At 69.7% G+C, this 12,636-nt stretch carries 9 protein-coding genes; 4 read left to right on the top strand and 5 right to left on the bottom strand.

Annotated elements, in window-relative coordinates; genetic code table 11:
- Positions 1–25 precede the first annotated feature (25 nt).
- Positions 26–1,009, top strand: a complete 984-nt coding sequence (gene dapD, locus HCR68_RS00045; protein WP_167145020.1) for a 2,3,4,5-tetrahydropyridine-2,6-dicarboxylate N-succinyltransferase — start codon at positions 26–28, stop codon at positions 1,007–1,009.
- Positions 1,010–1,058: 49 nt separating this feature from the next.
- On the opposite strand, the gene HCR68_RS00040 is transcribed toward dapD, so the two are convergent.
- The 4 genes from HCR68_RS00040 to HCR68_RS00025 all read right to left on the bottom strand — a co-directional run bounded on the left by HCR68_RS00040 (position 1,059) and on the right by HCR68_RS00025 (position 6,583).
- Positions 1,059–2,699, bottom strand: a complete 1,641-nt coding sequence (locus HCR68_RS00040; protein WP_167145018.1) for an ABC transporter ATP-binding protein — start codon at positions 2,697–2,699, stop codon at positions 1,059–1,061.
- Position 2,700: 1 nt separating this feature from the next.
- Positions 2,701–3,642, bottom strand: coding sequence for an ABC transporter permease (locus HCR68_RS00035; RefSeq protein ID WP_167145016.1), 942 nt, complete (start codon positions 3,640–3,642; stop codon positions 2,701–2,703).
- Positions 3,639–4,634 (bottom strand): ABC transporter permease, encoded by a 996-nt coding sequence (locus HCR68_RS00030; RefSeq protein ID WP_167145014.1) that lies wholly within the window; start codon positions 4,632–4,634, stop codon positions 3,639–3,641. Before HCR68_RS00030 ends, HCR68_RS00035 begins: the two co-directional genes overlap by 4 nt.
- A gap of 185 nt (positions 4,635–4,819) precedes the next feature.
- Complete coding sequence (locus tag HCR68_RS00025; RefSeq protein WP_208320456.1) at positions 4,820–6,583, bottom strand: ABC transporter substrate-binding protein; 1,764 nt, start codon at positions 6,581–6,583, stop codon at positions 4,820–4,822.
- A 250-nt stretch (positions 6,584–6,833) separates the two neighbouring features.
- On the opposite strand from HCR68_RS00025, the gene HCR68_RS00020 reads away from it, so the two are divergent.
- From HCR68_RS00020 to HCR68_RS00010, 3 genes are read left to right on the top strand one after another with little or no spacing between them, the layout of a single operon-like run.
- Positions 6,834–7,631 (top strand): succinate dehydrogenase cytochrome b subunit, encoded by a 798-nt coding sequence (locus HCR68_RS00020; protein WP_167145012.1) that lies wholly within the window; start codon positions 6,834–6,836, stop codon positions 7,629–7,631.
- A complete protein-coding gene (locus HCR68_RS00015; RefSeq protein WP_167145010.1) occupies positions 7,628–9,589 on the top strand; it encodes a fumarate reductase/succinate dehydrogenase flavoprotein subunit in 1,962 nt (653 codons plus the stop codon). The genes HCR68_RS00020 and HCR68_RS00015 overlap by 4 nt, the downstream gene beginning before the upstream one ends.
- Positions 9,586–10,341: a succinate dehydrogenase/fumarate reductase iron-sulfur subunit gene (locus HCR68_RS00010; RefSeq protein WP_167145008.1), complete on the top strand. Its 756-nt coding sequence runs from the start codon at positions 9,586–9,588 to the stop codon at positions 10,339–10,341. Before HCR68_RS00015 ends, HCR68_RS00010 begins: the two co-directional genes overlap by 4 nt.
- A gap of 65 nt (positions 10,342–10,406) precedes the next feature.
- Here HCR68_RS00010 and HCR68_RS00005 read toward each other — a convergent pair whose 3' ends face one another.
- On the bottom strand, positions 10,407–11,243 hold the full coding sequence (locus HCR68_RS00005) for a class I SAM-dependent methyltransferase (RefSeq protein ID WP_167145006.1): 837 nt from the start codon (positions 11,241–11,243) through the stop codon (positions 10,407–10,409).
- Positions 11,244–12,636: the final 1,393 nt, after the last annotated feature.

The raw sequence follows: 12,636 nt of genomic DNA, 5'->3' as shown, positions 1-12,636 counted from the left end.
CACCGCTTCCCGTAGGGTGTTCTCCATGACGACTCGCAGCGCATGGGGTCTCGGTCTGGCGACCGTGACTGACGACGGCAACACGCTTGACGTGTGGTACCCCCGCCCGGTCCTCGGCGACGAGCCCGAGGACGGGCACGCCGACCTCCTGGGAACCCTGAGCGCCATGGAGCGCCGCGACGAGGCCCGCGGCATCCACACCACCGTCGTGCGCACCTGGGCCGACCTCGACGATGCCCCCCAGACCGTGGCCGGCGCCTACCTGCGCCTGCACACCCTGTCCCACCGGCTGGCCAAGCCCAACACCGTCAACCTCGACGGGATCTTCTCCCGCCTGCCCAATGTGGTGTGGACCTCCGCCGGTCCCTGCCGCGCCGAGGGCTTCGAGACCACCCGCACCCGTCTGCGCGCCGCCCTGGGCCGCCCGGTCCAGGTCCACTCGGTGGACAAGTTCCCCCGCATGACCGACTACGTCCTGCCCTCGGGCGTGCGCATCGGCAATGCCGCGAACGTGCGCCTGGGCGCCTACCTGTCAGAGGGCACCACGGTCATGCACGCCGGCTTCGTCAACTACAACGCCGGGACGCTGGGCCACTCCATGGTCGAGGGCCGTATCTCCCAGGGCGTTGTCATCGGTGACGGCTCCGACGTCGGCGGTGGCGCCTCCACGATGGGCATGCTCTCGGGCGGCGGCCGCCAGCGGGTGGCCCTGGGCGAGCGCTGCCTGCTGGGGGCGAACTCGGGTCTGGGGATCCCCCTGGGTGACGACTGCGTCGTCGAGGCGGGCCTGTACCTGACGGCCGGCACGAAGGTCTCCCTCATGCCGCAGGGCGGCGTGGTGCCCGGCAGCCACGGGCTGTTCAAGGAGCCGCGTGTGGTCTCGGCTCGCGAGCTGGCCGGCGCCTCCAACGTCCTGTTCCGCCGCAACTCCCAGTCCGGCGCCGTCGAGGCGCTGGCCCGCGGAGGCAAGGGCATCGAGCTGAACTCGGCACTGCACGCCAACCAGTAACGCGCTCAAGAGCCCGCTGCCACGGCAGCCGATCCGGCCGTTTCCCGCCTCAGTCGTAGGAGACGGCCGGTCTTCTGCGGGCCAGGGGCGCGCTGACGAGCAGGCGGGTGCCGGGGTGGGTGGGGTGCTCCATGAGCTCGGAGGTGGGGCCGGTCTCCACGATCCGGCCCGCATGGAGCACCGCCGTTGTGTCAGCGAGGTGGCGGGCCGAGGCCAGGTCGTGGGTGATGAGCAGGATCGACAGGCCCCGCTCCTGGCGCAGGCGTCGCAGCAGGTCGAGGATTCCGGCGCGCAGTGGGGCGTCCAGCATCGAGGTGGGCTCGTCGGCCACCAGCACCTCGGGGTCGCAAGCCAAGGCCCGGGCGATGGCCACGCGCTGGCGCTGCCCGCCGGAGAGCTCGTGGGGGCGCGCCCCCACCAGATCGGGACTCAGGCCGACGGACTCCAGGAGCCCGGCTGCCGTGGTCTCAGCCCGGTCCGTCCGACGGAACACCAGCGCCCGCCCCAGGGCATGCCCAACCGTCCGGGCCGGGTTGAGGGAGGCGAAGGGGTCCTGGAAGATCATCTGCACCCGGCTGCGGTAGCCGCGGGATGCTCGGCGCGGCTCCTCGGCCAGGACATCGCGCCCCTCCAGGAGGAGGCTCCCGGAGGTCGGGGTCTCCAGGCGCGCGATGATACGGGCGAGCGTCGACTTGCCCGAGCCGCTCCGCCCCACCAGGGCGAGAATCTCACCGCGGTGCAGGGTCAGGTCGACGCCATCCAGCGCGTGGACGGCGCGCCGCGAGAGCGGTCCACCGGCGGGGAAGTCCTTGCGCAGGTCTCGCAGCTCCAGGACCGGCTCGGCCGAAGCCGTCTGCCGGGGCCGGGCTTCGGGCGGGGCCGGCAGGCCCGCCAGGAGAGCCCGCGTGGCCGGGTGGGTGGGCGTGCTGAGGATGCTGGCGGCCGGCCCCTCCTCCACGAGGCGTCCCGCCTCCATGACGCCGATGCGGTCGCACACCCCGGCCAGGAGCGACAGGTCGTGGGTGATGAGGAGGACGGAGAAACCCAGGGCCTCCCTGCGCTCGAGCACCAGCTCCATGATCTCCCGCTGGACGACGACGTCCAGGGCCGTGGTCGGCTCATCCAGGATGAGCAAGGCCGGTCCCAGGGCCAGGGCCATGGCAATGACCACGCGCTGGCGCTGCCCTCCGGAGAGCTGATGGGGGTAGGCGCGCAGACGACCGGCCGGGATGCCGACGGACCCCAGGAGCTCTCCGGCGCGCTCGCGGGCGGCTCGTCGCCGCAGGCCCTCGTGGGTGGTCAGGACGTCGCTGATCTGCTCGCCGACGGTGATGACGGGGTTGAGGGCGTTCATGGCGGACTGGGGGACGACGGCGACCCGGCGCCAGCGAAGGCGGCGCAGCTCTCCGGGGTCCAGGGTCAGGACGTCGCTCCCGTCCACCGTGATGCGGCCTGCGGTCACGCGCGCCGTCGGTCCCAGCAGCCTCGTGATCGCGGCCGCGACCGTCGTCTTGCCGCAGCCGGAGGGCCCGGCCAGGCCCATGACCTCTCCGCGCCCGACGGTGAGGCTGAGCCGGTCGGTGCCGATGACGCGGCGGACCGAGCCGATGTGCTCACCGGCGTCGTAGTCGACGCTCAGGTCCTCGACGCGCAGCACGGGCTCGGGAACCTCACGGTCGGCGGTCTCCATGTCAGGGCCTCCCCGATCCGGTCCGGTGCAGGCGGGGGTTGGTGGCCTCGTCGACGCCGGCGTTGACGAGGGCCAGGGCGTAGGCGACCAGTGCGATGGCGAGGCCCGAGGGTACGAAGGTCCACCAACGCCCGGTCATGAGGGCGCCGTCGGTCGCCGCCCAGTACAGGTTGGTACCCCAGGACACGGAGCCGGAGCGGCCCAGTCCCAGGAACTCGAGGCCGGCCTGGGCACCGATGGCGGCGTTGACGCAGCCCAGCAGCGCGGACATGACGACCGAGGCCATGTTGGGCAGCATCTCCCCCACCATGACCCGCACCGGCCCCTGACCGGTGACGACGGCGGCCTCCACGAAATCCGTGCTGCGCAGGCTCATGGCCTGGGAGCGCAGAACGCGGGCGGCCCCGGCCCAGCCGGTGACGACGAGGACGATGAACGTGCTGGCCCACCCCGGAGGCATGTAGGCGGCCAGCACGACGAGCAGCGGCAGCCCCGGCAGCAGGAGGAAGACGTTGGTGACCACCGACAGCAGGCCGTCGACCATCCGCCCCAGATGGGCCGAGGCCAGGGCGACGACGAGGGCCACGAGGGTCGCCGCCGCGCCGGCCCCCAGACCCACGGCCAGAGAGGATCGGGCGCCCCACAGGGTCAGGGCGAGCACGTCCTGACCCTTGGGCGTCACACCGAGCCAGTGGGCGGGGCTCGGAGCGGCGGCCGGTGCGCCCGTGATGCGGGCGGGGTCGCCGGGGCTGAGAACAGGGGCCAGGAGGGCGCCGGTAATGAACAGGGCCAGGATCACCGCCCCGGCCCGAGCCCGGCGGGAGCGGGCCAGTGGGGCTATCAGTGAGGCGAGCAGACCCGGTCGGGGGCCGCCGGAGCGTCGGACGCGTTGCCAAGTGCGCCGTCGGATGTCCTGCTGGCTGTCCTGCTCGACCGGTCTCATGACTCCCCCTGACCGGTGGTGCGCACGCGGGGGTCGAGACGGACGTAGACGAGGTCCACCAGGAGGTTCGCGGCCAGCACGGCGGTGGTGATGGTCAGGAAGATGCCCTGCATGAGCGGGTAGTCCAGGGCGCCCACGGCGCTGAAGAGCTGGTAGCCGATGCCGGGGTAGGCGAAGACGACCTCGGTGAGCATCGAGCCGCCCACGATGAAGCCGAGCGACATGCCGACGCCGGTCACCGTGGGCAGCATGGCGTTGCGGGCTGCGTAGCGCAGCATTATCCGCGAGCGCGAGAGCCCCTTGGCCTCGGCCAGGAGGATGTAGTCCTGGGAGGCGGTGGAGATCATCGTGTTGCGCATTCCCAGCGCCCAGCCGCCCAGGGAGACCGCGACGATGGTCAGGGCCGGCAGCGCGAGGTGCTGGGCGACGTCGGCCAGGAAGGCCGGGCTGGACCAGTCCACGACGGTCCCGGCGGTGTAGGCGTGACGCAGCGGGAACCACCCCAGTCCCGCCCCCAGGACGTAGAGGGCACCCATGGCCAGCCAGAAGTAGGGGAAGGAGCCGAGGAAGACCAGGAGGGGCACCAGGACCGAGTCGGCCACTCCCCCGCGCCGCCAGGCCGCCAGGATCCCCAGCAGGCTGCCGGCTCCGGCAGCGATGACCAGGGCGAGACCGCCGAGCAGGACGGTCCAGCCGATCTGGCTGCCGATGACCTCGCTGACGGGGGCCGGGAAGCGGGAGATGGACACGCCCAGGTCCCCGGTGAGGACGGACCTGAGATACCTGAGGTACTGCTGCCACAGGGGTGCGTCGTCGAGCCCGAACAGCCGGCGCAGCTGGAGGGCCTGGGTGTCGGTGAGGCGGGCGCCGGAGCGGGCGAACATGCGTGAGACGGGGTCGCCGGGCATGAGCCTGGGCAGGAGGAAGTTGAGGGTGATCGAGGCCCAGAAGGCCAGAAGGTAGTAGCCCAGGCGCTTGAGGATGTAGGCCACCGGCGCGTGCCTCCTTCCCGGCCCTGTTCCCGGTTCTGGGTGTCGAGTGCTTCCGCGGACGCGGTGGCGCGCCCGCCGGGGACGGTGTCCCCGCTCAGTGTCCCCGCTCTGCCTGAGCGTTCGGTAGTCGCGCCCGGCCCGACTGCCGCGGGGGCGTTCGGGGCGGGTGCTCCGAGGTGAGCGGCTCAGGCGCGGGGCCTGAGGGAGTTGAGGACCAGGACGGTGGTGGCGGCGCGGGTGCTCAGCGAGGCGTAGGGGTTGTCCTGGCTGGGCCAGCCGGTGAAGTGCTCGTCGGTGTAGGCGCCCCAGACCGGTCCGGGGAACAGGGGGATGACGGGCAGCTGCTCGGCGTAGCGCTGCTGGATCTGGTGGCAGATCGCGATCTGCTGGGCCCGATCGGTGGTGGCGGCGAACCGGCCCAGGAGCTCGGTGGCCTGCTCGTCGCCGAAGCGGTGGTAGTTCTCCAGGGCGTGGGTGCCGACGGGCTTGACCTTCTGGGTGCTCATGGCCGCCTCGTAGTAGGTGTACGGGGTGGCGCCCAGCGAGGACCAGCACACGGCGGTCTCGAAGGTGCCGGCCTCCAGGGCGGCGGTGACCTCGCTCCAGTCGGGTGAATCGATGGTGGCGCTGATGCCGACGTCGGCGAGGTTCTGGACGATGATCCGGGCGACGCTGAGCCAGTCCGACGACGTCGAGCCCACCTGGATCGTCAGGGCCAGGGGCTTGCCGTCCAGGCCCAGGCGCCTGGAGCCGGACCCGAGGGTGTAGCCGGCGGCGTCGAGGGCGGTGGTGGCGGCGGCCTTGTCGTAGGTGCACAGGTCCAGGGCGGCCACGGCCGGGTCCTTCCAGACCTGGAAGCTCTCGCTCAGGCCGGTGGGGTCGGCGGGCTGGGCGTAGCCGGACATGCCGGTGGCGCAGATGGTCCGACGGTCGATGGCCCGGCTGAGGGCCTTGCGGAAGGCGGGGTCGCTGTAGGGGGCCTTGGTGGTGTTGAGGGTCCACTGGATGGTGGAGTCGGCGCCGGGGAACCAGTAGTGGCGGTGGTCGGGGTCCTTGTCGATGTAGGCGGTCTGGATATCGGCCATGTACTGGGGCGCCCAGTCGACGTCGCCGCTGACGGCGGCCAGGTTGGCGCTGTCGTTGCCGGCGAAGGCCAGCATGCGGATGCCGGGGACCGAGGTGCTGCTCGCAGTGGAGCCGGGGGTGGGGCTCGAGGATGGGTCGCCGGCGGCCTCGTCCTGGCGACTGTTGCCCCAGTAGGTGGGGTTGGGCATGAGGTCGAAGGACTGGGCCCCGAAGCCGGAGACCCGGGTGAAGGGGCCGGTGGCGACGGGGTCGGGGTTGGGGAACTTGGCGGGCTCGGAGATGGTGGACCACACGTGGTCGGGGGCGATGAGCTGGCTGCCGAGCTCCTGCAGGGCGATGGAGTAGGGGCGGGTGAAGGTGAGGGTGACGGCGGTCGAGCCGGCGGCGGTGACGGCGTCGAGGTAGTCGTAGCCGCCGGTGACGGCGCGGTGGACGGAGAAGGTGGTGACGACGTCCTTGGCGACCAGGGGCCTGCCGTCGGACCAGGTGACGCCGGGGCGCAGGTGGAAGGTGAGGGAGGTGGCGTCGTCGGACATCGCCCAGGACTCGGCGAGCCAGGGGGTGATCTCGCCGTCCAGGGGGTTGACGACGAGGAGGGGCTCGTAGACGGCCTGCCCGGTCATGGGGGCGCTGTTGGTGGTGAAGGGATTGAAGTTGCGGGTGAAGGTACCCATGTCCTCGCGCGGGATCGTCAGCAGGCGCGGGCCGCCGGAGCTCTTGGAGCACCCCGAGGCGGCCATGAGGACGGCGAGGGCCCCGGTGACTCCCCCGGCCAGGACCTGACGGCGGGAGAGCCCGGGTCTGCACTGCAAGGCCGGTGAGTCCAGTGAGACCGGCGAGACCGGTGAGACCTCAGCGGGCACGGCTGGTCCTTTCGTCCATGGAGCTCAGACTTCCTGGGCGAGGTTATCGCGTGGTCGGCTCATTCACCCTGATAACGGAGACGATGGCCGAGGACGACGGTCGTGACGACCGGCAGGCGAGCCGCGAGCACGGTGGACCCGAGTCCGGCCTCGGCCGACATCGCGAAACACATTGTTCACACACTATGACAGTTTCAAGGTATTCGTTATCATAGTGATGGGTTGTTTTGCGCCAGTGAGGGGAGGCCCGATGACGATGACGTCCACGACCGCCCGGGCCCCCGAGTCCGCTGAGTCCACTGAGCCCGCAGCCCCCGTCGGTGACGCGCTGCCGCCCCGGCGCCGGCGCCGCACCCCCGTGTGGGCCTCTCATCGGGTCCTCAAGACGACCATGGCGGTCACGGGCACGGTCATGGCCCTGTTCGTCGTGGTCCACATGATCGGCAACCTCAAGGTTCTCGCGGGCCCGGAGGCCTTCAACGGCTACGCGGCCTGGCTGCGTGAGGTCGCCTACCCGCTCCTGCCGCACGAGGGCCTCCTGTGGGCCATGCGCCTGGTGCTGGGCGCCTGCATCGCGGCGCACGTGGCCGCGGGGATCACGCTGTGGTGGCGCGCCAGGGCCGCACGCGGGACCTTCCGACGCCGCTCCCTGCCCGCCCGCACCGTCGGCGCCCGCTCCATGCTGGTGACCGGCGTCCTCATCGGGGTCTTCGTCCTCGTCCACGTCCTGGACCTGACCATCGGCCGGCTCGTCGCGCCCGAGGGCTTCGTCGCTCCGACGACGTCGAACGGCGAGCTGCAGGTCAGCGCCTACCACAACCTCGTGGCGAGCCTGTCACGCCCGGGCATGGCGGTCTTCTACAGCCTGGTCATGCTGGCCCTCTCCCTCCACCTGGCGCAAGGGCTGTGGAACGTGGTCATCGACCTGGGCGCCACCGGCCCGAGGCTGCGGAAGGCGTGCCGCGCCGTCGCCCTGGCCGTGGCCCTGGCCATCGCCGTCGTCAACGGCCTGCTGCCGGTGCTCATCTGCACGGGGGTGATCCGATGAGTGCGAGCGCACCGCCCGTCGTCGGCGGCCTGTACGGGGTCGGTGAGGACCTGGACGCGCACCTGCCGGACTGCCCGCCCGCGCAGGCCTGGGAGCGCCGGCGAGACGAGTACCGCCTGGTCAACCCCGCCAACCGCCGCAGGCTGACCGTCATCGTGGTGGGTGCCGGCCTGGCCGGTGCCGGGGCGGCCGCGACCCTGGGGCGCCTGGGCTACCGGGTGGAGTGCTTCAGCCTGCACGACGCCCCTCGGCGCGCCCACTCGGTGGCCGCGCAGGGCGGCATCAACGCGGCCCGGGCCCGCAAGGTCGACGGCGACTCCCTGGCCCGCTTCGTCAAGGACACCGTCAAGGGCGGGGACTACCGGGGCCGGGAGGCCGACGTCGTGCGCCTGGGGCTGGAGTCCGGCCGGGTCATCGACCACATGGAGGCGATCGGAGCCCCCTTCGCCCGCGAGTACGGCGGCCAGCTCGCCACCCGCTCCTTCGGCGGGGTGCAGGTCTCACGCACCTACTACACGCGCGGGCAGACCGGCCAGCAGCTGGAGATCGCCTGCGCCCAGGCCCTCCAGGAGCAGGTGGCCGCCGGAACCGTCCACATGCACACCCGCACCGAGATGCTCGACCTCATCGTGGCCGACTCCCGCGCCCAGGGCATCGTCACCCGGGACCTGCTCACCGGCGAGGTGCGCGCCCACACCGCTCACGCCGTCGTGCCGGCCACCGGAGGCTACGGCAGCGTCTACCACTACTCGACCCTGGCCATGGCCTCCAACGCCACCGCCACCTGGCGGGCCCACCGGCGCGGGGCCGCCTTCGCATCGGCCTGCATGGTGCAGTTCCACCCCACGGCCCTGCCGGTGAGCTCCCACTGGCAGTCCAAGACCACGCTCATGAGCGAGTCCCTGCGCAACGACGGGCGCATCTGGGTGCCCGTGCGCCCCGGGGACGACCGGCCCCCGAACGACATCCCCGAGGATGAGCGCGACTACTACCTGGAGCGCAAGTACCCGGCCTTCGGCAACCTCACCCCGCGCGACGTGGCCTCGCGCAACGCCCGCGAGCAGATCGAGTCCGGTCGCGGCGTCGGGCCGCTGCGCAACTCGGTCTACCTCGACTTCCGCGACGCCCTGGAGCGTCTGGGCAAGCCCACGATCGCCTCGCGCTACGGCAACCTGTTCGAGATGTACCTCGACGCGACCGGCGAGGACCCCTACGAGGTGCCCATGCGCATCGCACCCGGCGCCCACTTCACCATGGGCGGGTTGTGGGTGGACTTCGACCAGATGTCCACCATCCCGGGGCTGTTCGTGGGCGGGGAGGCCTCGAACAACTACCACGGCGCCAACCGCCTGGGGGCGAACTCGCTGCTGAGCGCCAGCGTCGACGGCTGGTTCGTGCTGCCGCTGGCCGTGCCGAGCTACCTGGCCGGGCTGGTGGGCTCCAGGCCCCTGAACCCTGAGGCGCCGGAGGCGCTCCAGGCCGTGGCCGCCACCCGCAAGCGCATCGAGGCGCTGATGGCGGTGGGCGGCAGCCACCGTCCGGTGTGGTTCCACCGGCGCCTGGGTGAGGTCCTCTACTCAGGTTGTGGGGTCAGTCGCTCCGAGGCGGGGCTGCGCCGCGCCCTGGAGGAGGTGCGCGCGCTGCGCGAGGAGTTCTGGGGCGACGTCAAGGTGGTCGGCGGCGGTGCGCGCCTCAACCAGGAGCTGGAGAAGGCACTGAGGGTCGCCGACTTCCTGGAGCTGGCGGAGGTCATGGTCCTCGACGCCCTGGATCGGCGGGAGTCCGCCGGCGCCCACTTCCGTGAGGAGTACGCGACGCAGGGTGGCGAGGCCCAGCGCAACGATGAGGCCTGGTGCTCGGTGTCGGCATGGCACACGGAGCCCGATGGCACGCACACACGCCGCATCGAGCCGCTGCGCTTCTCGCTGGTGCCCATGCAGGTGAGGGACTACCGATGAGGGTCGAGCTGGAGATCTGGCGGCAGGACGGGCCGCGGGCGCGAGGCTTCTTCGAGAGTCACGTGGTGGAGGACGCCGAGCCGCAGATGAGTCTGCTCGAGCTGCTCGACCGGCTCAACGACCAGATCATCGAGGCCGGCGGTGAGCCGGTGGTCTTCGAGTCGGACTGCCGGGAGGGGGTGTGCGGGGCCTGCGGCTTCCTCGTCAACGGGGTGCCTCACGGGCCGATGGACACGACGCCGGCCTGCCGCCAGCACCTGCGCGCCTTCCCCGGGGTGACGCGCTTCCGGCTGGAGCCGTGGAGGTCGGCGGCCTTCCCCGTCATCCGGGACCTGGTGGTGGACCGTACGGCGCTCGACGAGCTCATCCGGGTGGGCGGGACGGTCGACGTCGCCGCGGGGACCGCCCCGGACGCCGACGACGTCGCCCAGGGTCACCTGCAGGCCGAGCGGGCGCTGGACTTCGCCGCCTGCATCGGCTGCGGGGCCTGCGTGGCGGCCTGCCCGAACGGGGCGGCGGCGCTGTTCGCGGGGGCGAAGCTGGCGCACCTGTCGCTCATGCCGGCCGGGCGCATCGAGCGGGGTCGGCGGGCGCGGGCGATGACGCGGGAACTCGATGAGCTCTTCGGGCCGTGCTCGGTGTACGGCGAGTGCGTGCCCGCGTGCCCGGCGGGGATCCCGATCGAGGCGATCGCGCTGCTCAACCGGGAGGTGCTGCGCGCCGGAGTGCGCGGGGCGACCCACGACGACTGACGCCGGCGTGCGCGTCGAGGGCGGTGACCGGGCCGGCCCGCCGGAGCTCTTGGGAGGGGCGGGGCTCAGGCCTCGGGCTTGTGGGCCACCAGGGCGATACCGACCATGTCCTTCTCGTAGCGCTTGAAGGTGGCGGCCATCTCCTGGACGCGCCGGCGCAGCTCCTTGTCGGCGGCGACGTTGCGAGCGATCCGCAGGAAGCCGCCCAGGCCCTCGTCGTGGATGTTGCGTCCGACCTTGAGCAGGGCCATGGGGGCGGTGTCGACCCAGTCGACGACGAGCCCGGCCTCCTCCATGAGCTGTCTCCAGGCGGCGGCGGTCATGGGGCGGGCGTTGACGTGGATGGCGCGGGCCAGGTCGCGGCGCAGCTCGGTGTAGTGCTGCTCGTCGATGTCGTCGGGGGTGACGCCGAGCTCGTGGATGGCGTAGCGGCCGCCGGGGCGCAGGACGCGGGCGGCCTCGGCGACGATGGCGGCCTTGCCCTTGTCCCCCTGCATGGTGAGCATGGCCTCGCCGACGACGACGTCGGCGCTGGCCTCGTCCAGGCCGGTGTCGGCGGCCTCGCCCTGGCGGACGGTGCCGAGGTCGCCGACGACGGCAGCCACGCGCCGGGCGGCGTCGGGGTCGCGGTCGATGGCCGTGTAGGAGGCGGGGCGGGCCTTGATGACCTCGGCGGCGGTGCGTCCCAGGCCCGGGGCGAGCTCGACGACGTCGGCGCCGGCCAGGCCGGCGTGGCTGAGCATGGCGGCGGACAGGGCTGCGCCGCCGGGTCGCAGGACGCGCTTGCCGGCGCGGGCCAGGACCCAGTGGCCGGGAGCCGAGGCGACGGACCGGTCGGCGTAGGGCAGCGGCAGGTCGGTCGAGGCGGCGGAGTCTGCGGAGTCAGCGGGCTTCTCAGTCATGAGGTCACCCTAACCACACCGGATCGACCACGGGTAGGACGATGAGCCGCCAGAAACCGCGGCGACACACAACTGACCGAAGACATACCCCTCAACACCGCGACCGATATCGGCTCCCGGATACAGAACTTCTGACCAATACCGTACTTATTGAGTTTCAACACTTCTGACTTCAAAGTCTAAGCCATCAGAACATCACCACTGCAAACCACCTTCTCAATCAAGCATGGCCACCAGGCAACACGTCAACTAATCATCTGACAACAGATAACACTGACGAATATCAGCACACAAAACCTACCCTACCCCCTAACAAATTATATAAAATCGTGACATGACTACGGCAGTCCCACAACCCCACGACTCACCTCACGCCAACCCCACTCCCCCCCCGGAATCTACCGAGCATACTTCACACCCATCTCGACGAAAGCTGCTGGCCAGAATCGGCTGCGGCGCGCTCACTGGAGGTCTAATCATCGGAGGTGGATTCACCTGGGCATATGGCCCAGGAGGACCTCTATCCTACTCGGCAAAACAACTTAGAAAACTTAAAGACGACCCAATGGGAAAGAAAGAGATCCTCAATCACAAATCAGTTCGCATCGACGATTCTCCACTCCCAAAATGGTTCGAATGGAAGTACCCGGGAACTCACTTAAGACGATGGTTCAAAGACGACAAAATACAAGCAAAAGAACTCATGAATCAATTCATTGACTACGCTGAACATCATGGGTGGGCGAACGATCCAGGACCGACCACCTCGGCATCATGGGCTGGGAGACATGGGGGTTCGCAACCTGTCGACGATATGTTTCTCGCAATTTATTTAGCCTCAGATGACTCCTCCCCTCCACCTGACGCAGATAAAAGTATCGTCGTACTTTTGTGCTATTTTTAGGCCATTAAAATAGATCTTATCCACGACACTACACCCACTAAGTGAGTCAAACGCAGACCATCCTCCCAGCAAGTAACATTCACCTCCATTTATAACCTACAGAACTAAAGCATTACAGACTGAAAGTCGACCGAAATGAAGTGCTCTCCACAACACAGCAAACCTAATGTTGCACGTTATTTGAAACAATTAGTTTTTACCATCCTCACCACATTAATGTTATTCAATCAAGGACTTCCCTTGTCTCCCACTCCCCCAACAGCCTCCGCAGCGATTACAACCAATGTGCCGCTCCGGGTGGCCCTGCTCGGAGACTCTTATTCTGCAGGAAATGGAGCAGGACATTACTATGGAGACAAAGACCTGAGTTGCACAGTTTTTAGTGCCCTGTTGGGATGTTCAGGGCGGTGAGGATTTTCTCGGCTTCGGGGGTCAGGGGGTCGGCGGCGGTGAGGTGGTGGCCGTTGAGGTTGATGGTGACGTCCTGGA

It is taken from the genome of Actinomyces sp. ZJ308 (assembly GCF_011752065.1).
Taxonomy (GTDB): domain Bacteria; phylum Actinomycetota; class Actinomycetes; order Actinomycetales; family Actinomycetaceae; genus Actinomyces.
Note: the sequence above shows the minus strand (reverse complement) of the source record. Positions and strands in the feature narration are given on the sequence as shown.